At 73.9% G+C, this 26938-nt stretch carries 21 protein-coding genes; 7 read left to right on the forward strand and 14 right to left on the reverse strand.

What is annotated here, in order from left to right:
- Positions 1-33 precede the first annotated feature (33 nt).
- The 12 genes from AMK27_RS28260 to AMK27_RS28315 all read right to left on the reverse strand — a co-directional run bounded on the left by AMK27_RS28260 (position 34) and on the right by AMK27_RS28315 (position 16344).
- Positions 34-1479, reverse strand: coding sequence for a PP2C family serine/threonine-protein phosphatase (locus AMK27_RS28260; protein WP_198955946.1), 1446 nt, complete (start codon positions 1477-1479; stop codon positions 34-36).
- A 2-nt stretch (positions 1480-1481) separates the two neighbouring features.
- Positions 1482-4109 (reverse strand): serine/threonine-protein kinase, encoded by a 2628-nt coding sequence (locus AMK27_RS28265; RefSeq protein WP_073913861.1) that lies wholly within the window; start codon positions 4107-4109, stop codon positions 1482-1484.
- Positions 4110-4188: 79 nt separating this feature from the next.
- Positions 4189-5466 carry a hypothetical protein gene (locus AMK27_RS28270; RefSeq protein WP_198955947.1) on the reverse strand — a complete coding sequence of 426 codons (1278 nt, stop codon included), beginning with the start codon at positions 5464-5466 and terminating at the stop codon, positions 4189-4191.
- A 53-nt stretch (positions 5467-5519) separates the two neighbouring features.
- Positions 5520-6551, reverse strand: a complete 1032-nt coding sequence (locus tag AMK27_RS28275; RefSeq protein ID WP_073913864.1) for a glutamate ABC transporter substrate-binding protein — start codon at positions 6549-6551, stop codon at positions 5520-5522.
- Positions 6552-6562: 11 nt separating this feature from the next.
- The gene (locus AMK27_RS28280) at positions 6563-7990 is read right to left on the reverse strand and encodes a hypothetical protein (RefSeq protein ID WP_073913868.1); all 1428 of its coding nucleotides are present in this window, start codon (positions 7988-7990) and stop codon (positions 6563-6565) included.
- Positions 7991-8297: 307 nt separating this feature from the next.
- Positions 8298-9287, reverse strand: a complete 990-nt coding sequence (locus tag AMK27_RS28285) for an N-acetylglucosamine kinase (RefSeq protein ID WP_198955948.1) — start codon at positions 9285-9287, stop codon at positions 8298-8300.
- Positions 9278-10543 carry a 6-phospho-beta-glucosidase gene (locus AMK27_RS28290; protein ID WP_073913872.1) on the reverse strand — a complete coding sequence of 422 codons (1266 nt, stop codon included), beginning with the start codon at positions 10541-10543 and terminating at the stop codon, positions 9278-9280. Before AMK27_RS28290 ends, AMK27_RS28285 begins: the two co-directional genes overlap by 10 nt.
- Positions 10544-10550: 7 nt before the next feature.
- The gene (locus AMK27_RS28295; RefSeq protein WP_073913876.1) at positions 10551-11447 is read right to left on the reverse strand and encodes a carbohydrate ABC transporter permease; all 897 of its coding nucleotides are present in this window, start codon (positions 11445-11447) and stop codon (positions 10551-10553) included.
- A gap of 3 nt (positions 11448-11450) precedes the next feature.
- On the reverse strand, positions 11451-12410 hold the full coding sequence (locus tag AMK27_RS28300) for a carbohydrate ABC transporter permease (RefSeq protein WP_073913879.1): 960 nt from the start codon (positions 12408-12410) through the stop codon (positions 11451-11453).
- A 19-nt stretch (positions 12411-12429) separates the two neighbouring features.
- Complete coding sequence (locus AMK27_RS28305) at positions 12430-13773, reverse strand: ABC transporter substrate-binding protein (protein ID WP_073913883.1); 1344 nt, start codon at positions 13771-13773, stop codon at positions 12430-12432.
- Between the two features lie 70 nt (positions 13774-13843).
- Positions 13844-15058, reverse strand: a complete 1215-nt coding sequence (locus tag AMK27_RS28310) for an ROK family transcriptional regulator (protein ID WP_073913886.1) — start codon at positions 15056-15058, stop codon at positions 13844-13846.
- 206 nt (positions 15059-15264) lie between these two features.
- Positions 15265-16344, reverse strand: coding sequence for a mechanosensitive ion channel family protein (locus AMK27_RS28315; protein WP_073913889.1), 1080 nt, complete (start codon positions 16342-16344; stop codon positions 15265-15267).
- 237 nt (positions 16345-16581) lie between these two features.
- Here AMK27_RS28315 and AMK27_RS28320 point away from each other — a divergent pair, with 237 nt between their 5' ends.
- The gene (locus AMK27_RS28320) at positions 16582-17145 is read left to right on the forward strand and encodes an HNH endonuclease (protein ID WP_073913892.1); all 564 of its coding nucleotides are present in this window, start codon (positions 16582-16584) and stop codon (positions 17143-17145) included.
- Positions 17146-17224: 79 nt separating this feature from the next.
- On the opposite strand, the gene AMK27_RS28325 is transcribed toward AMK27_RS28320, so the two are convergent.
- Positions 17225-20419, reverse strand: a complete 3195-nt coding sequence (locus AMK27_RS28325; RefSeq protein ID WP_079188617.1) for a beta-N-acetylglucosaminidase domain-containing protein — start codon at positions 20417-20419, stop codon at positions 17225-17227.
- A gap of 238 nt (positions 20420-20657) precedes the next feature.
- Between AMK27_RS28325 and AMK27_RS28330 the strand changes: the two genes are divergently transcribed.
- Genes AMK27_RS28330 through AMK27_RS28340 form a run of 3 tightly spaced genes read left to right on the forward strand, consistent with a single transcriptional unit; the run spans position 20658 to position 23225 of the window.
- Positions 20658-20855, forward strand: coding sequence for a hypothetical protein (locus tag AMK27_RS28330; RefSeq protein ID WP_073913896.1), 198 nt, complete (start codon positions 20658-20660; stop codon positions 20853-20855).
- A 1-nt stretch (position 20856) separates the two neighbouring features.
- Positions 20857-22977 (forward strand): 4-alpha-glucanotransferase, encoded by a 2121-nt coding sequence (malQ, locus tag AMK27_RS28335; RefSeq protein WP_073913898.1) that lies wholly within the window; start codon positions 20857-20859, stop codon positions 22975-22977.
- A 20-nt stretch (positions 22978-22997) separates the two neighbouring features.
- Complete coding sequence (locus AMK27_RS28340; protein ID WP_073913903.1) at positions 22998-23225, forward strand: hypothetical protein; 228 nt, start codon at positions 22998-23000, stop codon at positions 23223-23225.
- Positions 23226-23357: 132 nt separating this feature from the next.
- On the opposite strand, the gene AMK27_RS28345 is transcribed toward AMK27_RS28340, so the two are convergent.
- The gene (locus AMK27_RS28345) at positions 23358-23882 is read right to left on the reverse strand and encodes a MarR family winged helix-turn-helix transcriptional regulator (protein ID WP_073913907.1); all 525 of its coding nucleotides are present in this window, start codon (positions 23880-23882) and stop codon (positions 23358-23360) included.
- Between the two features lie 134 nt (positions 23883-24016).
- On the opposite strand from AMK27_RS28345, the gene AMK27_RS28350 reads away from it, so the two are divergent.
- Genes AMK27_RS28350 through AMK27_RS28360 form a run of 3 tightly spaced genes read left to right on the forward strand, consistent with a single transcriptional unit; the run spans position 24017 to position 26917 of the window.
- On the forward strand, positions 24017-25024 hold the full coding sequence (locus AMK27_RS28350) for an EamA family transporter (RefSeq protein ID WP_073913911.1): 1008 nt from the start codon (positions 24017-24019) through the stop codon (positions 25022-25024).
- Between the two features lie 5 nt (positions 25025-25029).
- Positions 25030-25980 carry a DMT family transporter gene (locus tag AMK27_RS28355; RefSeq protein WP_073913915.1) on the forward strand — a complete coding sequence of 317 codons (951 nt, stop codon included), beginning with the start codon at positions 25030-25032 and terminating at the stop codon, positions 25978-25980.
- A 10-nt stretch (positions 25981-25990) separates the two neighbouring features.
- The gene (locus AMK27_RS28360) at positions 25991-26917 is read left to right on the forward strand and encodes a LysR family transcriptional regulator (protein WP_073913919.1); all 927 of its coding nucleotides are present in this window, start codon (positions 25991-25993) and stop codon (positions 26915-26917) included.
- Positions 26918-26938: the final 21 nt, after the last annotated feature.

Below are 26938 nucleotides of genomic sequence, written 5' to 3' on the forward strand. Positions count from 1 at the left end.
AATCGGTGGAGGGACGGGGGGATCGGGCACCGCTCAGGCGGATCCTGCCCCTGGGGGAGCGACGGTGAACGGCACGAGCGCGACCGTGATGTTGTCGTGGCCTCCGCCGTCCAGGGCGTGGCCGACGAGGACCTGGGCGCTGTGCAGCAGCCGGTCGGACGCGTCGGCCGGGACGACCCTGGCCATGTCGGCGGCGCCCTCCGCGTAGTTCCACAGGCCGTCCGTGCAGACGACGACCACACCGGACCGGTCGGGCTTGAACGCGGCCGTGTGCGGCTCCAGTTCGTACGCGTCGGCGCCGAGCCAGCCGGTGATCGCGTGCGCCCGCTCGTCCGCGTACGCCTCCGCCTCGTTCATCAGACCGGCCGCGACCATCTGCGCGGCCCACGAGTCGTCCTCGGTGAGCCGGGCGGCCGGGGTGGCCCGGTCGTCCGGCACCCAGTAGACGCGGCTGTCGCCGACCCAGCCCACGACGAGCAGGCCGTCGGCGACGACGGAGCCCACGATGGTGCAGGCCGGGGCGTTGCGGTGGCGGTGCGGGTCGTGCTCGGCGCCGTCCTGACCGGGCTCCTCCGCGAGGGAGTTGACGGCCTCGGCGGCGGCCACGATCGCCTCGTGCATCGCCTGCTGGGGGTGCGTCCCCCGGGGCAGCGCGGCGAGCAGCGAGGCGCCGGCCGCCTCGGCCGCGGCGGCGGACGCCTCGTCGGGCCGGGTCGCCGACGACACCCCGTCGCAGACGATCGCGAGGACGGCGGGGGAGCCGTCCGGGAGGGTGGTCGCCGACACGGCGAACGCGTCCTCGTTGCGGTGGTGGCGCAGCCCCCGGTCGGAGACGGCGGCGACACCGCCGAGCTCCCGCTCCATGTGGTCGCGCTCGCGGGGCTGCGCGTGCCCGCAGTTCTCGCAGTAGCCGTCGGTGTCCACCCGGCCGGCCCGGCAGGCGACGCACAGGGCGGAGCCGGGGGTGGCGGGGGCGACGGCCGGATCGGCGGCCTGAGCCGGATCCAGAGCCGGATCCTGAGCCGCCGGTACGGGAGAGGGCGCGGGCGCCGGTGCGGGGGACGGCGCGGGTGCGGCCTGCGTCGGGTCCACCCGTACCGCCGCGCGCGGGTCCGGCGCGGCCAGCTCGAAGTCACCGCTGCCCGCCGTGGTCCGCCCGGCCGGATCGGTGCCCGGCGGCACCGGCCCGTCCGTGCGGACCGCCAGCGTGGGCAGGTCCCGGCCACCGGAGTCGGTGCCCGGCAGGTCGCCCGGGTGCTGGGTGGCGGTCGACAGCGAACCCGGGTCACGGGGCGGGGCGTCCGGCCAGGCCACGGGGGTGCCGATGGCCACGGTCGGGCGGTCCGGCTCGACCTCGGCGGCCGGCACGGCCGCCAGGTCGTAGCCGCACGCCCCGCAGAACCGGTCACCCGACTCCAGCGGTTCCGCGCAGTCCGGGCAGACGGTGAGGCCGTGCGACGGCTTCGGCTTCTGGGACATCCTCACACCCACGTCCGGGGGCGGAAGCGGTTGGCCCGCTCCACCAGTTCGATCCTCTCCTCGCCCCGCTGGGCGAGCCGGGCCAGCACCCGGTACGAGCGTTCGAGGCCGAAGCGCAGTCCGCGCTCGTCCAGTTCACTCCCGAGCAGCAGCGCGCCGCCGCCCGGTTCCGCACCGGGACTCCCGGAGAGTACCCAGTCGAGGGCCGTCCCGAGGACCTCCGTCGACAACTGCTCCCGGCGCACGGCGTCCAGACCGAAGCCCTGGAGCGCCGACACCTGCGCGGCGGCCGCCGTCAGATCGGCGGCGAGCGGCTCCGTCGCCGGGCGCCGCCGCAGCCGCGCCCGCACGGTCGCGACCCGCGCCGCCGTGTAGTGGATCGAGGCCTCCGGCACGGACTCCAGCGTCCGTACCGCGCCGATCCGGTCCCCGGCGGCGAGCTGCACCCGGGCGAGCCCGAAGGCCGCGCTGACGAAGCTCGGATCGGTGGCCCACACCAGGCGGTAGTACTCGGCGGCGTTGTCCAGCTGGCCCAGCACCTCGGCACAGATCCCGAGGGCCAGCTTCGGCGAGGGCTCGCCGGGGAAGGCGTCGTAGACCGCGTCGAAGGCGAGCGCCGCGTGCTCGTGGTCGCCGGTCACCAGGGAGGCGACGCCCCGGTACCAGACCACCCGCCAGTCGTCCGGGTCGCGCTCCTCCAGACCGGCCAGGGTCCGGGCGGCGGACGGCAGGTCGCCCAGCTCCAGCTCGGCCCGCAGGGTCCGCAGCCGCAGCTCGGCGGAGGGCGCGGGCGCGGCCTGCAGCGCGGCGAGCAGCTCGCCGGGCGCGGCGGCGGCGAGACCGGCGAGGAAGCCGGCGTTGGGGTCGCCCGTGTCGACGCGGGGGACGGGCAGCGCGAGCGCGGTCGCGGGCGTGTCGAGCGGCGCGAGCAGCGCCCCGAGCGGGACGGGCGCCGCGCCACCGGAACCGGCCGGAAGAGCGGTCCCGGGCCCGGCGGCGGCCCCCGGCGCATGCGAGGCACCCGGCAGAGCACCGGCGGCACCCGACGTACCCGCGGCCCCCGGCACCGCACCGGCAGCCCCCGGCGCGCCCGCGGCCCCCGGCACCCCCGCGGGCAGCGCGGGCAGCGCGGGTCGCTTGCGTCCCCGGCGGGCCCCGAGCAGCGACACGTCCTCCGTCAGTTCGGCGAACAGGGCCGTGTCCGTGACCCGTACCTCCGTGCCGAACAACGTCGACAGCGCGGGCCGCGGCCGCCCCGACTGCAGCGCCACGACCTCCCGCAGCACACCCGTCAGCTGCTCCGCCATCTCCTGCGCGGAGGCGAACCGCCGTGCCGGGTCCGGGTCGGTGGCGCGGACCAGGAAGCGGTAGAACGACTCGTACGTCCGGAAGACCGCGATGTTGTCCGGGTCGGGCAGCGAGTCCACGAAGACGTTCGTGTAGCCCTGGAAGTCGAAGGTCATCACCGCGAGCGTGCGCGCCACCGTGTACAGGTCGCTCGCGACCGACGGCCCGACCTCGGCCACCTCCGGCGCCTGGTAGCCGACGGTGCCGTAGATCGCGGACTCGTCGTCGTCCATCCGCCGGACCGCGCCCATGTCGATGAGCTTCAGCTGGTCCTCGGACTGGATGGCGTTGTCGACCTTGAAGTCGCAGTACAGCAGGTTGCGGCTGTGCAGGTGGCCGAGCGCCTCCAGGGCCTCGATGCCGTACGCGCAGGCCTGCTCGACCGGCAGCGGATCGCGGCGGCCGTCCGGGGTGCGCCGGTCGTTGGCGATCTCCTTGAGGGACTTGCCGCCGACGTACTCCATGACGATGTAGCCGTCCATGGAGCCGGTGCGCTGGTCGAGGTGCTCGACGAAGTTGTAGATGCGGACGATGTTGGAGTGCTCGATCTCGGCGAGGAAGCGGCGCTCGGAGATCGCGGCGGCCATGGCGTCCTGGTCGCCCGTGTCGAGCAGGCCCTTGAGCACGACCCAGCGGTCGGAGACGGCCCGGTCGACGGCGAGGTAGATCCAGCCGAGGCCGCCGTGCGCGAGACAGCCCGCGACCTCGTACTGGCCGTGGACGATGTCCCCACCGCGCAGCTTGGGCACGAAGGAGTACGGGTGCCCGCACTTGGTGCAGAAGCCCTCCGTACGGCCCGGCCGCTCACCGCGCGAACGGCCCACGGGCGCACCGCAGTCGGAACGGGAGCAGAAACGCTTCCGCTCGGGAACCTCCGGGTTGTCCATGACCGCCACCCGCGGGTCGGGACGCGGCACCTCGGGGATCGACACCAGGCCGGCGCCCAGCCGGTTGCGCGCGGACTGACCGGTCGACGTGCCGGAACTGCGCACCGACACCGAGCGGGACGTGGACGAGGCCCCGGAGAGCGAGCGCGAGAGCCGCCCGGAGACCGAACGGCGTGAGGTCGAGGAGCGCGACGAGGCCCGCGACGACGCCCGCGAACTGCTCCGCGAGGAGCCGGAGTCCGGCCCCCCGACGCCGGAGCCGCCCCCGCCGACACTGCCCGTGCCCGTGCCTCTGCCCGGCACGGCCACCCCCGTGGGCGTCGAGCCGATGAGCCCTCCGGCCGCGACCACCGGGGCCAGGCCGCAGGTGTCGCAGTACAGCTCGCCGCCTCCCATGTCCTCGTACGAACCCTCGCACGAAGGACGCTGACAGCTCCCCACGCCCGTCTCCCCGCCGCTCACCACTGTTCCCCGCTCACCACTGTCGTCCTCCCGCGTCTCCCGGGCCGGACAGTACGTCCGCCGCCGCCTGCTGGTAGCGCAGTACGGCCTGTTCCGCGACCCGCAGGTCGCAGGGCGCGCTCCACAGCATGCGCCGGGCCGCGTCGTACCGCTCCACGAGCAGCGGGTCCTCCGCCGCGCCGAGCCGCGCCACCTTCGCCTTGTACGCGTCGAGCCTGCCGCGCAGTTCGGCCCGGACCGCGAGCGGGGCCGTCACCGCGGTCAGCGACTCCCGGGCGCGCAGCAGTTCGTCCTCCGCGTCCCGCTCCAGGGACTCCAGGAGCGGGGAGAGCCGGTGCCACTGGGCGTGCCTGCGGTACTCGGCCGCGGCCACGAGCCGCTCCTGGAGCACGATCGGCGGCCCGCTGACGGCCGGCACCTCGGAGGCGGCGATCTTCGCGAGGACCTCGCCGCGCGCGGCCCGCGCCTCGGCGAGCGTCCGGTCCGCCCGCGACAGCACGTCCCGCAGCCGGAGCAGCCGGTCCTCGGAGTCCTGCCGGACCGCGAGCACCGCCTCGATCTCCCGCCGGATGTCCTCCAGGGCCAGGGCCGCCCGGTCGTACCGCTCGGTGTCGGGGCGCCCCCCGCCGGGCGCCGAACTCCCGCTCGCCGGGCGCCAGAAGGCCAGCGGGTCGGTGACGACCTGGGACCGCAGCGCCGCCAGCTCGGCGGTGATGTCCTCCAGCTCGTCGCCGGCCGGGTGCTCCCCGGGCCGTACGCCCACCGAGTGCGCGAGCGAGCGCGTCCGGCCCAGCTCGGCGGCGAGGAGGTCTATCCGGGCGGGCAGCGCCGACCAGACCGCGTCGGCGGTCACCACCACGTCCAGCGAGGACGCGTACAGCTCGTTCATCCGCCGGACCAGGCCCTCCAGGGTGAACCGCTCGGTGAGCAGCCCCTGTTCACCCGCCCCGCCCGCCACGTGGACGCTCTCGCCGCGCAGCCGGTCGGTCAGCTCCGCGAGCTCCTCACGGCCGGGCCAGCGGCGCCGGGCGCGCACCTCGCGGGCGTCCCGGAGGGCGCCGGTGTACACGTCGAAGCAGGTCCAGAGCAGGGTGATGGTCCGCTCGGTCGCCGTCCAGCGGTCCCGGGTCGTGCCGGTCAGCTCCGCCCCTTCGAGCAGCCTGCGGCCCGCGTGGTCCTGGAGCGCGAGGAGCGAGTCCTCGACCGCCTTGTGCTCGGCTCCGAGGCGCGCCAGCGCACGGTCCGCCTCGTCCCGGTCCATCACCGGCCCAGGGGGTCCCGTGACGCCCATCGATCACCTCTTCCTCTCCGTGTACAGGGCTGTTCGTACGGGGCTGCCCGGCGCTACTTGTACAGGGGAGCGGGCGGCCCGGTTATCCCGGGCAGGTCCTTCTCCAGCCAGTTCTTGTACGCCTGCTGCCAGGGGCCCTGGCGGTAGCCCACGAGGACCTGGTTGACCCGGCGGACCAGGTCGTCGTTGCCGAGCTTGGCGGCCACGCCGTAGAACTCGGTGGTGAACGGGGTGCCCTTCAGCTCGACCGCCGGGTCCTGGGCGGCCTGGCCGGCCGCCAGGGCGTTGTCGGTGACGACGGCGTCGACCTCGCCCATCTGGAGCCTGGCCAGGCAGTCCAGCTGGTTGGGGACGGTCAGCAGGTCCTTGTCGTCCTTGGTGCCGTCGCCCTCGTCCTTGAAGAGCGCGCCGAAGGACTTCTCCTCCAGGGCCTCGTAGGCCGTGGAGCCCTCGGCGGTGCAGACCCGCTTGCCCTTCAGCGAGGTGTCGTAGCCGGTGATGCCCGTGGCCAGCTTCGGCGCCAGGACCTGCTGGCCGGCCTGGAAGTAGGCGGTGGAGAAGGCGACCTGCTGGATCCGCTTGCAGTTGATCGTCATGGTGCGCACGACGAGGTCGACCTTGCCGCTGTCGAGGGCGGCGATCCGCTGGTTCGTGGGGATCGCCCGGAAGATGACGGCGTCGGGGCTGCCCAGGATGTCCTTGGCGATGGCACGTGCCAGGTCGATGTCGAAGCCTTCGAGCGCGCGGGTCTCCGGGTTGCGGTAGCCCCAGCGGTAGCTGGACTGGTCGACGCCGACGACGAGCTTCCCGCGCTGCTTGATCGCCTCGATCGAGGGTCCGTCCGCCGTCGAGGGGGTGAGGGAGGCCCAGGGCTTGTCGCAGGTGTCCGCCTTGACCTGGACCCCGGTGCCGACGCCGGGTCCCGGGCCGCCGGGCGCGGCCGCCGCGTCGCCGCCCTCGTGGGTCAGTGGGAGCAGGGTGAGCGAGGCGGTGAGCCCGCAGGCCACGGCCATCGCGGCCACCCCGCCCCAGCCCCGGAAGCGCTGCGCCGTCCGCCGCACCAGCGGGTACGTGCCCTTCGGCATCCCGCCCCCTCTCACCGGTACTCCGACAGTCTGCGGTTGATGCCGAGCACGGCGCCCGCCGCGCCCAGGATCCCGAGGGCCAGCGCGCCGAGCGGCAGGGCCGTCAGCGCGTCCCTGGCGTCCCCGGCGGAGCGGGTGAACTCGGTCTGCTCGTGCGCCAGGGCGCGGTCCAGGGCGGCGTCGACCTGGTCGAAGGTCTGGCCCGTCGATTCCCCGGAGCCGACGATCCGGCCGAGGGCGCCCTCGAAGTCGCCCGCCTCGTCCTTGGCGCGGGCGTCCTTGTGGCGCTGCTTCCACTCCGCCGTGCGCGAGGCGGCCTCGTCGACGGGGCCGCGGCCCGCGTCGTCGTCGGCCAGCTCCCGCGCCACGGCGAGCGCGTCCGTCAGGGTGCCCGAGCTCGACGTGTACTCGGCCTCGTACTTGTCGTTCTTGCCGTCCTCGGTGAGGACGGCGCCGCGGGCGACCAGGGTCAGGAGTTCGTTGGCGCGGGCCGTGAGCGAGCCGATCCGGGCCGTGTTGAGCGACTGGAGGGACTCCTGCCCGTGCTCCCGCGCGTCGTCGAGGCCGCTGCGGGCGACGGTGTGCGCGGCGAGCAGCCAGAGCAGCACGGTCAGCGTGGCGGCGGTGGCGGCGAGCAGCCCGTGGTTGAAGACCCGGTTCGTCCGCGCGTAGGTGCGGCGCTGGGCCCAGGCCAGGGCGGCGAGGGTGAGCAGTCCCAGGCCGAGGGCGAGGAGCGGCCAGGCGCGGGCCGACTCGTCGTCCTCGTGGAGCCGCACGGTCTCGGCCTCGTACAGCCGCTCGGCGGCGGGCAGCAGGGTGCTGGTCATCTGCTGGTTGGCGTACCGCAGATAGGCCCCGCCCAGCGGGAGTCCCTGCCGGTTGGCGGCGCGGGCGCGCTCGATCAGGCCCGTGTAGCGCGGGAGCTGTTCGTTGAGGGTGGCGATCTCGCGGGCCGACTCGCCCGAACCGTCCGTGCCGGCCGCGGCCTTGACGAGCAGTCGGGCCGCGGTGGCGATGTCCCGGTCGTACCGCGCGCGGGACTCCGCGGGCTCCAGGGTGCCCGCGAGGAAGCCGCCGGCGGCGGTGGTGTCCGCGTCGGCGAGGGACCGGTAGATCGCGGCGGCGTCCGCGGACAGCGGCTGGCTGCGGCTCACGACGTCGTCGGCGGCGGTCGTCCGGTCGTCGACCTGGAAGGCGGTGACGGCTCCGAACGCGACGACGAGCAGCGCGAGAACGGCCCCGAGGATCTGGAGCCGGCCGGGCTCGGTCGTCGCGGCGACCCGCAGCCGCTCCCGTCCCACGGCCCAGGCGCCGCGCCCCGCGGGCGGGGCGGAGCCCGGCGCGGGCGACGGCTGCGCGGGTACGCCGGCCGGGCGCGCGGGCGCCTGCGCCGTGCTCCGCGCCGCCGGGGCGGCGGGTGCGTTCGGCGGGTGTGTCACGTGACCTCCCCCTGGGTCGCCGACTTCGGCCGGTCCGGCCTGCAGTATGGCCGCAGGGGGCCGTCCGCACACCGGGATTGACTGGATCTTGTTCTTATCGTGCCGTATGCCCCCGGCACATCCGCGGGCGAACCCCCTCATGCCGAGGGGCGAGCCCCTCGACATCGAGGGGCGAATCCCCTCACTCTGAATACGTCACGAGGCCGTGATCGGTTCCGTACCGGCCCTCGCTCGAACAGGTGAACATGCCTGCGGGGCGTCTCCTCCGGCAGAGGAGACGCCCCGCGACCACACCCCCGCAGGTCCTTCAGGCCCCGTAGTGCTCCCGCAGCCGGGCCGCCGCCTCCGGGCCCGCCGCCACCTCGTCCAGGGCGAGCAGCCCCGCCCCGAGGACCGGCGGCGCCGTCACGAAGCCGATGACGGCCTTCGGCGCCCGCTCGGCGAGGAGTTCACGGATCCTCTCCTCCAGCTGCGGATGCCGCGCGGCGAGCACGCTGCCGCCCAGCATCACCGGCGCCTCCTCCGCCAGGAGTCCGAGCCGCCCGAGCGCGACCGCCGACAGCGCGACGACCTCCTCGGCGAGCCGGTGCACCAGCGACAGCGCGACCGGGTCGCCGTCCGCGCTCACCCGGAACAGGACCGGCGTCAGCTCGTGCCGCCGCTCGAAGGGCACAAGTCCCAGGTGCAGCGCCTCGATCAGCGCGTACATCGACTCCAGACCGAAGTGCGCCGGCAGCGCCCGCGCCAGCTCGGACGGCTCGCCGCGACCGTCCTCGGCGCGCGCCGCGAACCAGAGCGCCTCCTCGGCCATGCCGCTGCCGCCGCCCCAGTCCCCGGAGATCTTGCCGATCGCGGGGAAGCGCGCGGTCCGGCCGTCCGGGGTCATACCGACGCAGTTGATGCCCGCCCCGCACACCACCGCGACGCCGCGCGGCTCGTCGAGCCCGGCCCGCAGGATCGCGAAGGTGTCGTTGTGCACCCGCGCCGACCGGCTCCAGCCCCTGCGGAGGAGTTCTGCCTGGAGCGCGGTCTCCTCGACGGGCAGGTCGGCGTTGGCGAGACAGGCCGCGACATGGGCGAACGTCGGGGGGAGACCGGCGCCGCCGGCCTCCGCCCAGGCCCGCCCGACGATCTCCGCCAGGGTGTCGACGGCCGTCTCCACCCCCACCACCGGCGGCTGGAACCCGCCGCCGCGCGCCGCGCCGAGGACGGTGCCGTCCTGGGCGAGGACCGCGACGTCGGTCTTGCTGTTCCCCGCGTCGATCGCGAGGAGCACGCCGTTCAGGTTCACGCCCACGCGAGGTGCTCCCGGTTGTGCGCGATCAGCCGGTCGGTGAGCCCGTCGGCGTACGCGTACTGGCCCACCAGCGGGTGCGCGAGCAGGGCCTTGAAGACCCGGTCGCGGCCACCGCGCAGCGCCGCTTCGAGCGCCAGGTCCTCGTAGGCCGTGACGTTCGCGACGAGACCGGCGTACAGCGGGTCCACCGGCGCGGCCGGCAGCGGCGCGGGGCCGTGGGTGCCGACCGCGGCCTGCGTCTCGATGACGGCGTCGTCCGGCAGGAACGGCAGCGTGCCGTTGTTGTACGTGTTGACCACCTGGTACGGCGAACCCCCGCCGCCGAGCAGGGCGGCCGCCAGGTCCACGGCCGCCTCCGAGTAGAAGGCGCCGCCGCGCTTGGCGAGCAGGGCCGGCTTCTCGTCGAGCGCCGGGTCCCCGTACATCTCCAGGAGTTCCTTCTCCATCGCGGCGACCTCGGCGGCCCGCGAGGGCTTGGTGCCGAGCTCCCGGACGACCTCGTCGTGCGCGTAGAAGTAGCGCAGGTAGTACGAGGGGACGACGCCGAGCCGGTCCAGGACCGGGCGCGGCAGGCGCAGGTCGTCGGCGATCGCGTCGCCGTGCTCGGCGAGCAGCCGGGGCAGCACGTTCTCGCCCTTGGGGCCCCCGATGCGTACGGCGCGCTCCCAGGTCAGGTGGTTGAGCCCGACGTGGTCCAGGTGGACCTCGGACGGGGCGACGCCGAGGAGTCCGGCGAACTTCCGCTGGAAGCCGATCGCCACGTTGCACAGGCCGACGGCCTTGTGGCCGGCCTGGAGCAGCGCGCGCGTGACGATGCCGACCGGGTTGGTGAAGTCGATGATCCAGGCGTCCGGGTTGGCGCGCCGGACCCGCTCCGCGATGTCCAGGACGACCGGGACCGTGCGCAGCGCCTTGGCGAGACCGCCGGCTCCGGTGGTCTCCTGGCCGACGCAGCCGCACTCCAGGGGCCAGGTCTCGTCCTGTTCGCGGGCGGCCTGTCCGCCGATCCGCAGCTGGAGCAGGACGGCGTCGGCGCCGTCGACGCCGGCGTCGAGGTCGGAGGTGGTGGTGATCTTCCCTTCGTGGTCCTGCTTGGCGAAGATCCGCCGGGCGAGACCGCCGACCAGGTCGAGCCGGTCCGCGGCCGGGTCGACGAGGACGAGCTCGGTGATGGGCAGGGTGTCGCGCAGCCGCGCGAAGCCGTCGATCAGTTCGGGGGTGTAGGTGGAACCGCCCCCCACGACAGTGAGCTTCATGTGTGAGTCAGCCCTTCACTCCGGTCAGTGTGACTCCCTCGACGAACGCCTTCTGGGCGAAGAAGAAGACGAGGATCACAGGGGCCATGACCAGTACGGTCGCGGCCATGGTCAGATTCCAGTCGGTGTGGTGCGCGCCCTTGAAGGACTCCAGGCCGTAACTCAGCGTGTAGGCCGCCGGGTTCTCGGAGGTGTAGATCTGGGGTCCGAAGTAGTCGTTCCAGCAGTAGAAGAACTGGAACAGGGCCACGGCGGCGATGCCGGGCTTGGCCATCGGGAGCACGACCTTGAGCAGGGTGCGCAGTTCGCCGCAGCCGTCGATCCTGGCGGCCTCGATGTACTCGTTCGGGATCGTCAGCAGGAACTGCCGGAGCAGGAAGATCGCGAAGGCGTCGCCGAAGGCCATCGGGACGATCAGCGGCCAGAGCGTTCCGGAGAGGTCCAGCTGCTTGGCCCAGAACAGGTACATCGGGATGATGACCACCTGCGGCGGCAGCATCATCATCGAGATGACGAGCAGCAGCGACAGGTGCCGGCCGCGGAAGCGGAACTTGGCGAGCGCGTACGCCACCGGGACCGAGGACACCACCACGAGCGCGGTGCCGAGTCCGGCGTACAGCAGGGAGTTCTTCCACCAGCCCAGGAAGCCCGGGGTCTCGAAGACCCGGACGTAGTTGTCCCAGTGCCAGGTGTTCGGCGTGAGGTCGCGGGTGAGGGCCTGCTGGTCGCTCATCACGGACGTCAGGAAGACGAAGACGAACGGCAGGACGAAGAACAGGGCCGCGGCTATCCCGAGGGAGTGCACGGCGATCCAGTGCAGCAGCGCCTTGCGGCGGGCCGTCTTCTCGGCCGCTCCGGCGGACTCCCGGCGGACGGGCCGGTCGAGGGTGGATGTGGAGGTCATGGATCAGTCACCCGAGCCGATCAGGCCGCCCCGCCGGCGCATGAGCAGCGCCGTGAAGGCCATGGAGAGGGCGAACAGGACGAGGGCCACGACGCTGGCCGCGCCGTAGTCGAAGCGGCCGAAGCCGAGGTCGTAGACCAGCTGCGGCAGCGTGAGCGTCGAATCGTCGGGGTAGCCCGGTTCGAAGGTCTGGCCGGAGCCGCCCATCACGCCCGAGGCGACCTTCGCCGCCACGATCGGCTGGGTGTAGTACTGCATCGCGCCGATGATCCCGGTGACCACCGCGAAGAGGATGATCGGCGAGATGTTCGGCAGGGTGACGTAGCGGAAGCGCTGCCAGGGCGAGGCCCCGTCCAGCTCGGCCGCCTCGTACTGCTCCTTCGGTACGTCGAGCAGCGCGGCCATGAAGATGACCATGAGGTCCCCGACGCCCCAGACGGCGAGGACGGTGAGGGCCGGCTTGGCCCACGCGGTGTCGTTGAACCAGGAGGGCGCGGGGATCCCGACGGCCTCCAGGAGCGAGTTGACCGGCCCCGTGCCCGGGTTGAGCAGGAACACGAAGGCGAGGGTCGCGGCCACCGGCGGGGCCAGGTACGGCAGGTAGAACAGGGTGCGGAAGATTCCCGCGCCGGTCTTGATCCTGGTGACGAGCAGGCCGATGCCGAGGCCGAACGCGACCCGGCAGGTGACCATGACGACCGCGAGCCAGAGGGTGTTCTGCATCGCGGGCCAGAACTTCGGCAGGTCGGAGAAGACGTAGTCCCAGTTCTCCAGGCCCCGCCAGGTCGGCGGGTTGAGCCCGTCGTACTTCATGAAGGAGAAGTAGACGGTCGAGACGAGCGGGTACGCGAAGAAGACGCTGAAGCCGATCAGCCAGGGCGACATGAATGCCGCGGTGCGAAGCGCGTTGCGCACGCGCTTCGACCGCAGCGCCGCCTGACGCCCGGCGAGGGTGTCGGACATGAGATACCGGTCCCGGGTCTTACTTCGCCTGGGCGATGTCGCGGTCGATCTGGGCGGCCGTGTCCGCGAGACCCTTCTTCAGGTCCGGGACCTGGCCCTTCTCGTACTTCTGGGCGAAGTCCTGGAAGGTGTCCTGGTACGTGGAGCCGTTCACCGCGCCGTCGGAGGTGGTGGACTGCGGGTGCTGGGCGATGTCCAGGAAGGTCTTGAAACGCGCGTCGAACTTCAGGTTCGGCGACTTCAGCGCCTCCAGGGTGGAGGGGACGTTGCCGATGTCGTTGGCGAAGTTCACCACGGCCTCGGTGTCCATCGTCATGTACTTGACGAGCTCCCAGGCCGCGTTCTGCTTCTTGCTCTGCGGCGCGATGCCGATGATGGTGCCGGAGAGGTAGCCCTTGCCGTACTCGGCGAGCTCGTCGTCGGCGACGGGCAGCGGCGCGACACCGACGTCGATCTTCACCCCGGCGTCCTTGATGAAGTTGAGCCGCCACTCGCCGTCCAGCTGCATGGCGACCTGGCCGGTGTGGAAGGGGTGCTTGGCGCCCCACTCGTCACCGAAGGTGGTGCGGTACCGGTCCAGCTTCGCGAACCCGCCCAGGCCGTCGACCAGCGACTTCTGGTAGCTCAGCATCTCGGCGAAGCCGGGGTCCTTGCCGAGGAGCGACTTGCCGCTCTCGTCGAAGTACGCGTGGTCCCACTGCGACATGTAGTGGCTCGGGACGGTCTCGTAGCCGAGGTAGTTCGGCATGAAGCCGAGCTGCTCGTAGCCGTCGCCCTTGGCCTTGGTGAGCTTCTTGGCGACCTCGGCGAACTGGGACCAGGTCTTCGGCGGCGCCTCGGGGTCGAGGCCGGCCTTCCGGAAGGCGTCCTTGTTGTAGTAGAGGCCGTAGGCGTCGGAGAGCAGCGGCAGGGAGCAGCGCTTGCCCTCGAACTGGGTGTAGTTCTGGAGGACCTTCGAGAACGTCTTGTCGAGGTCGACCTTGTCCTTGTCGAGGAAGGGCTTCAGGTCCGCGAGGGCGCCGGTGTGGCAGAACTTGCCGACGTTGGACGTGGTGAAGGAGGCGGCCACGTCCGGCCCGTTGGAACCGCCGGCGCGCAGGGCCTGGCCGAGCTTGGCGTCGTTGATGCCGCCGACGACCTTCACCTTGATGTTCGGGTGGGCCTTCATGAAGCGGTCGATGTTGTTCTGGATCGCCTTGACCTCGGCGGGCGCCGACCAGCCGTGCCAGAAGGTGATGGTGGTCTCGGCCTTGGGGTCGTCGGAGGCCGCGTTGTTCGCGGAGCCCGTACAGGCCGAGGCGAAGAGGGCTATCGAGGCGGTGGCGGCGAGCGCTGCGGCTGCTCTGCGCGGGCGTACGGGCATGACGGTGTCTCCCTGTGGCGGGGGCTTACGGGGGAAGGGGAACGCGTGGGGCGGTGAGTCGGTCGGTGGGTCAGCGCGAGGTGTCGAAGACCTCGGCGCGCGTGGTGGCGAGGGCGCTTTCGAGGGCGCCGCGCAGCACGGGGCGCCGGGGGACGGCGGCGAGGACGAGCCGTGGCCGGGAGGCGGCGAGATCGGCGAGTTCGGACTGCACGCGCGCGCGGAGGGGTTCGCCGCCGGCGACGAGGACGTCGCCGGAGAGCACGATGAGTTCGGGGTCGAGGACGGCGACGATCGAGGCGAGTCCGATGGCGACGCGCTCGGCGTACCGGTCGAGCAGCTCCGCGTACCGGGGGTCCTCGCCGTGCGCCTCGACGGCGTGGGCGAGGAGTCCGCTCGCGACCTCCACGTACGGCTGCTCGGGGGTGTCGATCCCGATGGCGCGGGCGATCCGGGGCACCGCCTGGACGCCGGCGAGCTCCTGGAAGCCGCCGGAGTTGGCCTTGGTGACCTGCCGTACGAGCGGGGTGCCGGGCACGGGCAGGAAGCCGACCTCGCCGGCGCCGCCGGTGAAGCCGCGGTGCAGCCGCCCGCCGAGGACGAGGGCGGCGCCGAGGCCCTCCTCGTTCCACAGCAGGGCGAAGTCGGTGTGGCCGCGGGCCGCGCCGACGCGCTGCTCGGCGACGGCGACGAGGTTGACGTCGTTCTCGTACTCGAACGGCATCGGCAGGACGGCGGCCAGCTCCTCGAGCAGGGTGGGGGAGTGCCAGCCGGGCAGGTGGGAGGCGTACCGGAGGCGTCCGGTGGCCGGGTCGAAGGCGCCGGGGGTGCCGATGACCAGGCGCCGGACGTCCTCGCGGGTGATCCCGGCCGCCTTGACGGCTCCGTCGAGGGCGTCGGTGACCTGGCGGACGACGCCGGAGGCGGCGCGGCCGGGGGTGCGGAGCTCGTACTCGCCGACGATCTCGCCCGTGATGTCGGCGACGGCGGCGTGGATGCGGAACGGGTTGACGTCGAGTCCGGCGGCGTACGCGGCCCGCGCGTTCACCGCGTAGAGCTGGGCGTTCGGCCCGGGCCTGCCCGCGGTGGTGCCGGTGGCGACGACGAGGCCGGCCGCTTCGAGGCGGGCCAGCAGCTGGGAGGCGGTCGGCTTGGACAGGCCGGTGAGCTTGCCGATCCGGGTCCGCGACAGGGGGCCGTGCTCCAGGAGCAGGTCCAGGGCGGCACGGTCGTTCATGGCGCGCAGCACGCGCGGCGTGCCGGGGGTTCCCGGAGTCGTACCGGCCATGAGGTCGCACCCGCCCTTCGGTCTGCTGGTCGGGCCATTCTGCTGCCTCGCGGCGGCCCGTCTCCCCGACTTCACTGTTAGGAAAGTTTCCTATTCGGTGGGAGGAAAATAAGACGGCCGTCACGGGGCCGTCAATACCCGGGCACGCGAGACGCCCCCGAAGGCAACCAAAGCGTTACCTGCGGGGGCGTCGTGCCGGAGTCCGGCTACTTGTTGAGGTCCGTCCTCGGGAGCGGCGTCGCCGCCGCCGACTGGGGCGAGGTCGCCGAGGCGAAGGCCGACGGCGCCGCCATGCCCGCGGTCGGGTCGGCGGCCGCCTCCTCGGCCGGCGCCGGAAGCCCGCCCACGATCCGGATGCCGGCCCGGTCCAGGCCCTGCTTGATCCGCCAGCGCAGCTCGCGCTCCACGCCCAGCGCCTTCCCCGGCATCGTCTTCGCCGAGACCCGGACGGTCATCGAGTCCATCAGCACCTCGACCAGACCCAGCACCTCGACCGGACCCCACAGCCGCTCGTTCCACGGCTCGTCCTTCGCCATGGACTCCGCGGCCTCGGTGATCACCGACCGCACCTTCTCCAGGTCCTCCGTCGGCCGGACGGTCACGTCCACGCCCGCCGTCGCCCAGCCCTGGCTGAGGTTCCCTATCCGCTTGATCTCGCCGTTGCGCACGTACCAGATCTCGCCGTCCACCCCGCGGAGCTTGGTCACCCGCAGACCCACCTCCACGACCTCGCCGGAGGCCACGCCCGCGTCGACCGAGTCGCCCACGCCGTACTGGTCCTCAAGGATCATGAAGACACCCGACAGGAAGTCCGTCACCAGGTTCCGCGCGCCGAAACCGATCGCCACACCGGCCACACCGGCCGAGGCGAGCAGCGGCGCCAGGTCGATCTTGAAGGCGCCCAGGATCATCAGCCCGGCCGTGCCCAGGATCAGGAACGAGGCCACCGAACGCAGGACCGAACCGATCGCCTCCGAGCGCTGCCGCCGGCGCTCGGTGTTGACGAGGAGACCGCCCAGGGCCGTCCCCTGCACGGCCTGCGCCGAACGGTTCATCCGCTCGATCAGCTTCGTCAGGGCCCGCCGGACCGCCATCCGCAGCAGCAGCGCGACGATCAGGATCAGCACGATCCGCAGGCCCGTGTTCAGCCAGGTGGACCAGTTCTCCTCCACCCAGCTCGCCGCGTTCGTGGCCCTCTCCGCCGCCTCGTCGAGCGTCACCGGCATGGGCTCGGGTTCGGTGGCAGCCGCAGGAGCGGACCAAAGCACGGGGAAACCTCCAGGCATCGCGTACGCAGAGCTTCCACAGTAACGGGGCGTCGGACGTGGTCCCGTAGCCCTGTTCGAGGGAGAGACGGACCTCACCCGGGCAAAGAGAAGGAGACATGCCGATGTGGTCGAGAACACGCCGGGCCCGTCACCCCGGTCCACATACGTGGTGGCGTTCCGACCAGGCATGAGGAGAGACTGAGAGCAGTTCGTCCCGGCGCGAGCCACGCGCCGCCGGCGTCATAGGAGGCATCCGTGCCGCATGTCCTGGTCCTCAACGCGTCGTACGAGCCGCTCGGCGTCGTACCGCTCCGCCGCGCACTCGTCCTCGTCCTGGAGAACAAGGCTCTCTGCCTCGAGGAATCAGGCGCCTTCCTGCACAGCGAGACCCAAGTCGTCCCCGCGCCCAGCGTGGTGCGACTGAAGCGCTTCGTGCGGGTCCCCTACCGGGGGCCCGTTCCCTTGACCCGCAGAGCCCTCTTCGCACGCGACGGCGGGCGCTGCATGTACTGCGGGGGCGTCGCGACCAGCGTCGACCACGTCATCCCCCGCAGCCGCGGGGGCACGCACGCCTGGGAGAACGTGGTGGCGGCCTGCCGCCGCTGCAACCACGTCAAGGCCGACCGGCACCTGAGGGAGATCGGCTGGCGGCTGCGCCACCAACCGGCCCCGCCGACCGGCCTGGCCTGGCGGATCATCGGGACCGGACACCGGGACCCCCGCTGGCTGCCGTACCTCCAGCCGTTCGGCGCCGAGGATGTGATGGCCCGGATCGACTCCGCCGCCGACGCCCCCGTGAGGGCGCTGACGACGGGTTGAGCCGGGCCTTTCGCGTCCGTACGCGGAACCACGCGCGGACGGACGCGGGGGCGGCCCCGGCACGGAAGCGGTCCGCCCCTCAGGGGGCGGGCCGCTCCTCCGCCGTGCCCTGGGGCGGGTCGGCCGGCGCCGTACTGCCGACGGCCCCCGTCGGCGGCTCCGCCGGCTTCCGGGCGGGACCCGCGGGCTGCCCGGGCCGCTGCTGCCCGGCCACCGCGTAGGTCTCCACCGACCAGAGCGAATAGCCGTACTGCGTCGCCCGCGCGTCGCCCTGCACCCGCAGGAACCGCGTGTCCGCCGCGTCCATCCGCACCGACTCCCGGCCGCCGCGGCCCTCCGCGACCGTCGCCGCCGTACGCCACACCCGCCCGTCGGCCGAGACCTGGACCCGGTAGCGGGAGGCGTACGCGTCCTGCCAGTGCAGCACCACCTGCCCTATCCGGGCCGGCTCCGCCAGCTCCAGCTGCCACCAGGCGCCGTCCTCCGCCGGCGAGGACCAGCGGGTGGCCGGATCGCCGTCCACCGCGAGAGCGGCCGGGAAGTCCGGCGTCTCGTCGCCCGAGGAGGAGGCCGTCGCCGCCCGCGCCAGGTCCGGGCCCGCCGTGCGGGGGAAGGCGCGCACCGTCAGCACCCGCTCCTCGCCCGCGAACGACACCGGCACCCGGTACGTGCCCGCGTGCGCGTCGGGAGCCACCGACACCTGGAGGGGCACCGTCGACCGGGCGCCGCGCTCGACCACCGCCTGCTCCGGCAGCGCGACCGTGATCCCCTTCGGGGCCTTCGCCGTCAGCGGCCCCCGCACCTCGCCCGCGCGCAGTCCCGACAGCTCCACGTCCACCCGCTGGGCCGGACCGCCGATCTCCGCGTCCGCCTCCGTCCGGGCCAGGTCGAGCGTCGCGCGCGGCCCGTCGGCGAACCACGGCACCAGCGAGCGCACCGCGGGCGCCGGGCCGTCGCCGCTCCACACCACCCGCAGCGCCTCCGCGCGCAGCCCCTTCAGCTCGGCCTGCGTCCAGCCGGACGCCGACAGCGGGCCGAGCGGCCGCCAGCCCTCGCCCGCGACGTACGCCTCCACGCGCGCGTCGCGCGGGTCCCCGGCGGCCGGATCCGTCATCACGGTCAGGGCCTCCACCGGCCGCGCCCGGTCGAGCCGCACGGTGTACGAGTCGGTGGCACGGTCGGCACGGGCCTTGGGCGTCCGGTCGGCGCCGGTCCAGGCCTTGGCCCGGTCCACCGCGCGCGTGAGGAACGGTTCGAGCACGCCCGTGCCGACCGTGACCCGGCCCGCCGCGAGGTCCTTCCGCTGCGCCTCCAGGTCCAACTGCGCCCGCCAGGCCGCCGCCCCGTCGCCGGAATCCTGGGCGACCAGCATGTCGACGGCCGTCTCGCCGGCCCGGCCGTAGCGGGAGAGCCGCTCCAGCCAGGGCCCGGTCTCGTCGTCGAGGGTGCCGCCGGCGGTGCCCGAGAGCCGCGCCGGCGCCTCGCGCATCACGGTGAACGCGGCCCGCAGCTCCCGCGCGGCCTTCTCCCGCCCGGGGCTCGCCCCGGTCCCCGCGCTCGTGCGCGAGGCCCAGAAGGCCGCCAGGAGGGGCTTCAGATAGGCCGATTCGGCCGCCGGGTCGAGGACCGATGAGGCGCCGTTCCCCACGAGCGCCCGCAAGGCCTCGCGGGCGGCCGGCTCCGGGCCCGCGAGGTCGTCGACGGCCGCCTGCCAGGACTCCTCGGGCCGGTAGCCGCGCGGGTTCCAGGCGTAGTCGGCGGTGGTGAAGAGCGGGACGCGGGAGGCCGCGGGCTGCTCCATCGCGAGCGCGAGGAAGGCCGCGGAACCGGCGGCCACGGCCGGCTCACGGCCCGTCGCGGGGCCGAGGAACAGCCGGTCCTGCGCGTAGTCGTTGACCGGGTAGTTGTCCATGGTGACCAGCGGATGGCGCAGGGCGGCCCGCGTCCGGGCCAGTTCCCCGCCGGTGATCGAGCGCGGCACCACGCCGACGCCGGTCCACGCCACCCGCACGTCCGCGTCGAGCGCCTCGCCGAGCCGGGTGCGGTAGGCGGTCGCGCCGTCCTGGTAGTACTCCGTCGGCATCACCGTCAGCGGCTCGGCGTCCGGGTACCGCTCGGCGAGGTGCCGGGCGACCGTGTTCGCCACGCGCGCGTGGGCGGCCGCCGCGGCCTCGGGACCCCGCCCGAAGGTGTCGGCGTCCCGGTCACAGTGCCACTCGTCGTACGAGGCGTCCTGGAACTGGAGCTGGAAGGAGCGCACCCCGAGCGCCCACATCGCGTCGAGCTTCCGCGTCAGCGCCGCCATGTCACCGCCCGAGGACAGGCACATGGACTGGGCGGGCGCCACGGCCCAGCCGAGCGTCACGTGGTTGGCGCGGGCACGCTCCGCGAGCGCGCGGAACTCGGCCTGCTGCGCGGCCGGGTAGGGGTCGCGCCACTGCACGCCCCGGTACGGGTCGTCGCCCGGCGCGTAGAGATAGCGGTTCTGCTTGGTCCGGCCCAGGAAGTCGATCTGGGCGAGCCGCTGTTCGGCCGTCCACGGCGTCCCGTAGAAGCCCTCGGTGATCCCGCGCTCGGCCGTGCCCGGCCAGTCGCGCACGACGACCCCCGGGATCTCCCGGCCGCCGCCGAGGAGCTGGCGCAGCGTCTGCACGGCGTGGAACACCCCGTCGCCGCCCACCCCGTCCAGGACGACCGTGTCCCGGCCCCCGAGGCGGCCCGTGGCGAGCCGGTAGCCACCGCGCGGCAGATCGAGCCGGTCGGGCACCCCCAGGGCGCTCAGCGCGTCCTCCGCGGCCTCGCCGGAGGGGCCCGCGACCCGGAAGAGCGGGCCCCGGCCCGGGAGCCCGGTGTGGACGGTCCGCACCCCGGCGGCCCGCAGCAGCTCGCGCAGGGCCGCGAGGGCGTACGGATCGGCGTCGGCGTCCGCGAGCAGCGTCACCTCGTCCCCGAGGGGTACGGCGGGCCCGGCGGCGGTCAGCGACTGCGGCCGCGGCCAGACGGCGGGCACGCGCGCGGAGCCGACGGCCGCGGAGCCGACGGAGGGGGCCGAGGTCGAGGAGGCCGAGGTCGAGGAGGCCACGGGCGCCCCCGGGTCCGCCGGAGCGTCCGGCGCTGTCGGGGTGAACGGCGCGGCCTTCGGGCGCTCGTTCGGAGCCGTCCCCGGGACCGCCTGCGCCGAGCCCGGCACCGCGCCGCCGAGGAGGCCGCCGATGACGGCGGCGGCGACGGCCGTCGCGGTGCGCCTGCTGCGCCCGAGGTGCCCGAGGTGCACAGAGGTCTCCCTTCGGCCGGGGCCGCCGGCCGCTCGCCGGTTCGGTAACGAGTGGGTCACGAGCCCACCACCCGTCGCACTGAGGTGTCAATGCACGTGGCCGATGTGTCGGCTTTGCCCGGCGATCCGTCGGCGAGGTGACGTCACTTCGCCACTTTCCGCCGGTAAAACGAGGTGCGGTGGGTAGGCCTCAGTCGTTACCCAGGTCCCACCAGTCGAGACGAATCGGGAGACCCCCGTGACCACGACCGCCCCGCACCTCGCACGGATACGGATTCCGGAGCAGCCGGCCAGGACGGACGAGCCGCTGACCAGCGAGCCGCCGCTGCCCGACGCCGAGCCCCTCACCAGCGAGCCGCCCCTGACCATGGCGGCCCCCCTCACCAGCGAACCCACCGCCCCAGGAAGTGCGGGCACGGAGTCCCCCGGAGTGTGAAGTGACCCTGGCCCGTCTCGCCGCCCGTCACGGCGTCGCCACCGCCTACAGCCCCTCCGCCGGGGTCACCGTGCCCGTGCCGGACGCCACCGTGGTGGCCGTCCTCGGCGCGCTCGGCGTGGACGCGGCGACGCCGGAAGCGGTCGCCGCCGCCCTCGACGCGGCCGAACGGACGGACCGGGAGCGCCTGCTGCCCCCGACCCTGGTCCGCTGGCGCGGCGAGGACCCCGCCGACCCGCCGGCCGGCCTGCCGCCCGGCACCCGGTTCCGGGTCACCACCGAGGAGGGCGCCGTCGTCACCGGCCAGGACTGGGAGCGCCTTCCCCTCGGCGTCCACACGGTCGAGGCGCAGGCCCCCGACGGGCGCGCCGCCACCGCGACCCTGATCGTCGCCCCCGCGCGCGTGCCCGCCCCCGAGCGGCGCGCGTACGGGCTGCTCGTCCAGCTCTACTCGCTGCTCTCCACCCGCTCCTGGGGCATGGGCGACCTCGGCGACCTGCGGGAACTCGCCACCTGGGCCGGCCGCACGCACGGCGCCGGCTTCGTCCAGGTCAACCCGCTCCACGCGGGCGTGCCCGGGGCTCCGAGCGACCCCTCCCCGTACCGCCCGTCCTCGCGCCGCTTCCCCGACCCGGTCCATCTGCGGATCGAGGAGATCCCCGAGTACGCCCTGGTCGGCCCCGAGCGCCGCGAGGAGCTCGACCTGATCCTCGCCGACGCCGCCGAGCTGCGTGACCGCGTCCTCGGCAAGGGCGCGGTGATCGACCGGGACGCCGTGTGGGAGGTCAAGCGGCGCGCCCTCGAACTCGTCGTCGGCGGTGTGGAGCTCGGCCCCGGCCGGCGCGCCGACTTCCACGACTTCCTCGCCGCGCGCGGCCCGGCCCTCGAGGACCACGCCACGTACCAGGCCCTCGCCGAGCGGCACGGCCCCCACTGGCGGAGCTGGCCCGAGGAACTGCGTTCCCCGCGCGCGGCGGAGGCCGCCGTCCGCGACGACCCGGCCCTCGCCGCCCGCGTCGACTTCCACTGCCGGCTCGCCTGGCTGACGGACCGGCAGCTCGCCGACGCCGCCGCGGCCGCCCGCGAGGCCGGGATGGAGGTCGGGATCGTCCACGACCTGGCGGTCGGCGTCCACCCGGAGGGCTCCGACGCCTGGGCCCAGCAGGACGCCTTCGCGGCCGGCATGTCGGTCGGCGCCCCGCCCGACGCCTTCAACTCCCGCGGCCAGGACTGGGGCCTGCCGCCCTGGCGGCCCGACGCCCTGGCCGCCGCCGGCTACGCCCCGTACCGCGGACTCCTGCGTGAACTCCTGCGCCACGCGGGCGCGCTGCGCATCGACCATGTGATGGGCCTGTTCCGGCTGTGGTGGGTGCCGGAGGGCCGGGAGCCCACCGAGGGCACGTATGTCCGCTACGACGCAGGGGCGATGCTCGCCGTCCTCGTCCTGGAGGCCCACCGGGCCGGCGCCCTCGTCATCGGCGAGGACCTCGGCACGGTCGAGTCCGGGGTACGGGAGGAACTGGCCGCGCGCGGGGTGTTCGGCACCTCCGTGCTCTGGTTCGAGCGGGACTGGGCGGCCTCCGGCCGTCCGCTGGCCCCGGCCGACTGGCGCGCGGAGTGCGTGGCCACCGCCACGACCCACGACCTGCCGCCGACCGCCGCCCGTCTCTCCGGCGACCATGTCCTGCTGCGGCACCGCCTCGGCATGCTCCCGGGAGACCTGCCGCGCGAGCGGGCGGCGGACGCGGCCGAGACCGCCGAGTGGCTGGGCCTGTTCCAGCGGCTCGGTCTGCTGCCGGAGGGCCCCGGGACGGAGGAGGCCGAGATCAGGGCCGTGCACCGGTTCCTGCTCGGCACCCCGGCCCGGATGGTGGGCGTCTGGCTGCCGGACGCGGTGGGCGACCGCAGACCGCAGAACCTGCCCGGCACCTGGGACGAGTACCCCAACTGGCGGCTGCCGCTCGCGGACGCGGACGGGCAGCCGATGACCCTGGAGCGCCTCGCCGCCTCGCCCCGGGCGCACGCCCTGCTGCGCGAACTCCACGCGCGGACGGCGGTCCCGGAGGCCCGGACCACCCGCTCCGACGCCCGTACGGCACCCCCGGGCGCGCGGGCCGATTAGGTGTTCGCTACGTTTGCACCGTGGACAAGAAGAACGCACTGCGCGCCGGCTCGCTCGCGGCCGGTACGACGCTGATGATGCTGCTCATGTCGTCCCCCGCGCTCGCGCTCACCCGCGACGACGGCGACGACCCGGCCCCCAAGCTGTCGGTCATCGAGACCCTCGGCCTGTTCGTGGCCGCACCGCTGGTGCTGTTCCTGGTCATCACCGGCCTGGTGATGGTCCTCGACAAGTCCAAGAAGGCCTGACCGCCTCCTCCTCAGCTCCGCCGAGGGCGCCGCACGGTACGACGTACCGTGCGGCGCCCTCGCGTGCGTGAAACCCTCCGGCCGCCAGGGGTGCCGTGTCGATCGAGCCCCTCTCGATCGACACGACAGTGCCTACGCCGTGCTCGCCAGCAGCCGGCGCAGCAGCCCGGCCAGCTGCGCCGCCTCCTCCTCGTCGAGCGCGCCCTCCAGGGCCTCCCGCTGCTGCGCGAGACCGGCCGTGACGGACTGGTCCACCAGCTCCCGGCCCTGCTCGGTGAGCGTGACCCGCAGTCCGCGCCGGTCGTGCGGATCGGGGCTGCGGGTGACGAGCCCCGCCTTCTCCAGCTTGTCCAGTCGGCCGGTCATCCCGCCGGTGGTGATCATCAGCGTCGCCGTCAGCTCACGCGGCGAGAGCGTGTACGGCTCCCCTGAGCGGCGCAGGGTCGCGAGCACGTCGAACTCCCCGAGTGCCAGGCCGTAGGGCGCGTACGCCTTGTCCACCCTGCTTCGCATGGCGTTCGAGAGCCGGTAGATCCGCCCGAAGACGGCCATCGGCACGGTGTCCAGGTCGGGGCGGACCACCGCCCACTGGTCGGCGATGGCGTCGACGGCGTCGTGGGCGGGGCCGGGGCCGGGGCCAGGAGTCTTCGTGTCCATGCGGGCAGTCTCCTCTTCCCCGCGACTCGATGGCAAGAAAGCCACTTGCAAGTAAGTAGCTTAGTGGTAAGTTAATTACCGCCAAGCCAGTCCGGCTCGTCCGGACCGGCATCCGCAGCGAGGGGGAGACCGTCATGTCCCGCAAGGCAGCCGTCGTCGCACTGACCGCCCTGGCCCCGATCTCCTGGGGCTCCACCTACTTCGTCACCACCGAGTTCCTGCCGCCCGACCGGCCGCTCTTCACCGGCCTGATGCGCGCCCTGCCCGCCGGGCTCCTGCTCCTGGCGCTCACCCGCAAGCTCCCGCGGGGCGCCTGGTGGTGGAAGTCCGCCGTCCTCGGGGCCCTCAACATCGGCGCGTTCTTCCCGCTGCTCTTCCTCGCGGCCTACCGGCTCCCCGGAGGCGTCGCCGCCGTCGTCGGCTCGGTCGGCCCGCTGTTCGTCGTCGGCCTCGCCGCCCTCTTCCTCGGTGAGAAGCCCACGGCGAAGACCCTCCTCACCGCCGTCGCCGCCGCCTTCGGCGTCAGCCTCGTGGTCCTCAAGGCGGGCGCGGCGTTCGACACCGTCGGCGTGCTCGCCGGGCTGCTCTCCGCCCTGTCGATGTCGGCCGGCGTCGTCTTCACCAAGCGCTGGGGCCGCCCCGAGGGTGTCGGCGCCCTCGCGCTCACCGGCTGGCAGCTCACCGCGGGCGGCCTGGTCATCCTGCCGATCGCCTTCCTGATCGAGGGCGCCCCGCCGGCCCTGACCGGCACCCACCTGGCCGGGTACGCCTACCTCGCCTTCGGCAACACCGCGATCTCGTACTTCCTCTGGTTCCGCGGCATCGAGCGGCTCAGCGCCTCCTCCGTCACCCTCCTCGGCCCGCTCTCGCCCCTCACCGCCGCGATCATCGGCTGGGCGGCGCTCGGCCAGGCCCTCGGCGCCGTGCAGGTGCTCGGCATGGCCATCGCGTTCGGCGCGACCCTGGCGGGCCAGCTGAGCCCCCGCGCGGCGAAGCGGACCGAACAGGCCGCCGGGACGGGCGTCGAGACGGCCGCCGAGCTGGCCGCCGGGCCGGTCGCCGAGACTGCACCGTTCAGTTCCACTGAAGAAAAGGCTCAGGAAGTTTCGATGGACCTGGAAGGTTCGGCGGTGCGACGGTAGGCCCCATGAGCCTGATCACCGCACGTCGCCCGACCCCCGTCACCACCCGGAAGCCGGCGCCCGCCCGAGGCGCCGGCTTCGGTGTGCTCCTCGCCCTGCTCGCCACCGTCGTCTGGTCCGGCAGCTTCGTCGCGGCCCGCGCCCTGCACGACACCGTCCCGCCCGTCCAGGCCGCCTTCTGGCGCTGGATCGTGGCGATCCTGGCCGTCACCCCCTTCGCCGCCCGCGCCACCTGGCGGCAGCGGCACCTGATCCGCCGGCACCTGGCCTTCGTCGCCCTCGCCTCGCTGCTCGGCATCACCGTCTACAACACCCTCGTCAACCAGGCCGGACTCACCACGTCCGCAGGCAACATGGGCATGATCATGGCCGCCTCACCGGTGGTCATGGCGCTGTACGAGCGGCTCGGCGGCGCCCGGCTCGGGGCCCGGCGCGTCACGGGCATGGCCATCGCCTGCGCCGGCGTGCTGCTCCTGGTCGGCGAGGGGGCCCTGCCGTCCCGGCTCGGCGCCGGCGACCTCTGGATGTTCGCCGCGGCGCTCAGCTTCGCCTCGTACAGCGCCCTGCTCAAGCGCCGGCCGGAGGGACTCGGCGGGATCGTCTTCCTCTACGCGACCTTCCTCCTCGGCGCCCTGATGCTGCTCCCGGCGTACGCGGCCGACCTCGCCGTCCACGGCGGCTTCGAGCCCACCGCCGGCACCGTCGGCCCGCTCGTCTACGTCGGGGTGCTCTCCTCCGCCGTCGCCTTCTTCGCCTGGAACAAGGCCGTCGCCCTCGTCGGCGCCGCCCGCGCCGGAATCGTCTACTACCTCCAGCCCGTCTGCGTCGCCCTCCTCTCGTACGCCCTGCTCGGCGAGCGGCTCGGCCTCCTCGGCGTGGCCTGCATGGCGCTCATCCTCGGCGGCGTGGCCCTGAGCTCGGCGACCGGCGCACGCGGGCCGCGCAGGTCCGGATAGGTTGCGCCCCATGACCGAGTGGGACATCAAGAAGCTCCAGATCCTCCGCACCCTCCGTGACCGCGGCACCGTCACCGCGACCGCGGAGGCGCTGCTCATGACCCCCTCGGCCGTGTCGCAGCAGCTCACCAACCTCGCCAAACAGCTCGGCGTACCCGTCCTCGAGGCCCAGGGCCGACGCGTCCGGCTCACCGACGCCGCCCACCTCGTCCTGCGGCACGCGGAGGCGGTCTTCGCCCAGCTGGAGCGCGCCGACGCCGAACTCGACGGCTACCTGCGGGGCGAGGCCGGAGAGGTGCGGGTGGCGGCGTTCTCGACGGCCGTGCCCGCGCTCGTCGTGCCCGCCGTACGGCAGCTCCGGAGCGCCCACCCCGGGCTCGCCGTCCGGATCAGGGAGGCCGAGGCGGCGGAGGCGTACGAGCTGCTCTCGGCCGGCGAGGTCGATCTGGCCCTCTCGCTCGCCGCCCACGCGCCCTCCGCCCGCGACCCCAAGTTCAGCCGGGTCCCCCTGCTCGCCGACCCCCTCGACGTGGCCCTGCCCGCCGGGCACCCGCACGCCGACGCGCCCGGCCTGCGGCTCGCCGACCTCGCCGCCGAGCCCTGGATCTTCGGCGGCTCGGGCCCCTGGTCGGAGATCACCACCGCCGCCTGCGAGGCCGCCGGCTTCGTGCCCGAGCAGGCCCACAGCGCCTCCGGCTGGACGGCGATCCTCGCCATGGTCGAGGCCGGGATGGGGATCGCCCTGGTGCCCCGGATGGCCTCCGCGGAACGCCGGGGCGGCGCCGGGATCGTGATGCGCGTCCTCGCCGCCGACCAGCCGCGCCGCCATGTCGTCGCGGCGGTACGGCGCGGTGCGGAGGAGGGTCCGGCGGTGGCGCGGGTGCTGGGAGCCCTCCGGCAGGCGGCGGCCCACCGGGAGACCGCGCAGCAGGCCTGACCCCGGCGCCGCCCGGCCGGG

Source organism: Streptomyces sp. CB02009 (assembly GCF_001905825.1).
Lineage (GTDB): Bacteria > Actinomycetota > Actinomycetes > Streptomycetales > Streptomycetaceae > Streptomyces.

What these genes read in the sequence shown, in the direction of transcription:
- AMK27_RS28305 (WP_073913883.1), bottom strand. Translation starts at nt 13,773, where the DNA reads ATGCCCGTACGCCCGCGCAGAGCAGCCGCAGCGCTCGCCGCCACCGCC.
- AMK27_RS28345 (WP_073913907.1), bottom strand. Translation starts at nt 23,882, where the DNA reads ATGGACACGAAGACTCCTGGCCCCGGCCCCGGCCCCGCCCACGACGCC.
- AMK27_RS28295 (WP_073913876.1), bottom strand. Translation starts at nt 11,447, where the DNA reads ATGACCTCCACATCCACCCTCGACCGGCCCGTCCGCCGGGAGTCCGCC.
- AMK27_RS28300 (WP_073913879.1), bottom strand. Translation starts at nt 12,410, where the DNA reads ATGTCCGACACCCTCGCCGGGCGTCAGGCGGCGCTGCGGTCGAAGCGC.
- AMK27_RS28355 (WP_073913915.1), top strand. Translation starts at nt 25,030, where the DNA reads ATGAGCCTGATCACCGCACGTCGCCCGACCCCCGTCACCACCCGGAAG.
- AMK27_RS28290 (WP_073913872.1), bottom strand. Translation starts at nt 10,543, where the DNA reads ATGAAGCTCACTGTCGTGGGGGGCGGTTCCACCTACACCCCCGAACTG.
- AMK27_RS28270 (WP_198955947.1), bottom strand. Translation starts at nt 5,466, where the DNA reads ATGGGCGTCACGGGACCCCCTGGGCCGGTGATGGACCGGGACGAGGCG.
- AMK27_RS28310 (WP_073913886.1), bottom strand. Translation starts at nt 15,058, where the DNA reads ATGGCCGGTACGACTCCGGGAACCCCCGGCACGCCGCGCGTGCTGCGC.
- AMK27_RS28360 (WP_073913919.1), top strand. Translation starts at nt 25,991, where the DNA reads ATGACCGAGTGGGACATCAAGAAGCTCCAGATCCTCCGCACCCTCCGT.
- AMK27_RS28350 (WP_073913911.1), top strand. Translation starts at nt 24,017, where the DNA reads ATGTCCCGCAAGGCAGCCGTCGTCGCACTGACCGCCCTGGCCCCGATC.
- AMK27_RS28315 (WP_073913889.1), bottom strand. Translation starts at nt 16,344, where the DNA reads ATGCCTGGAGGTTTCCCCGTGCTTTGGTCCGCTCCTGCGGCTGCCACC.
- AMK27_RS28265 (WP_073913861.1), bottom strand. Translation starts at nt 4,109, where the DNA reads ATGGGAGGCGGCGAGCTGTACTGCGACACCTGCGGCCTGGCCCCGGTG.
- AMK27_RS28260 (WP_198955946.1), bottom strand. Translation starts at nt 1,479, where the DNA reads ATGTCCCAGAAGCCGAAGCCGTCGCACGGCCTCACCGTCTGCCCGGAC.
- AMK27_RS28275 (WP_073913864.1), bottom strand. Translation starts at nt 6,551, where the DNA reads ATGCCGAAGGGCACGTACCCGCTGGTGCGGCGGACGGCGCAGCGCTTC.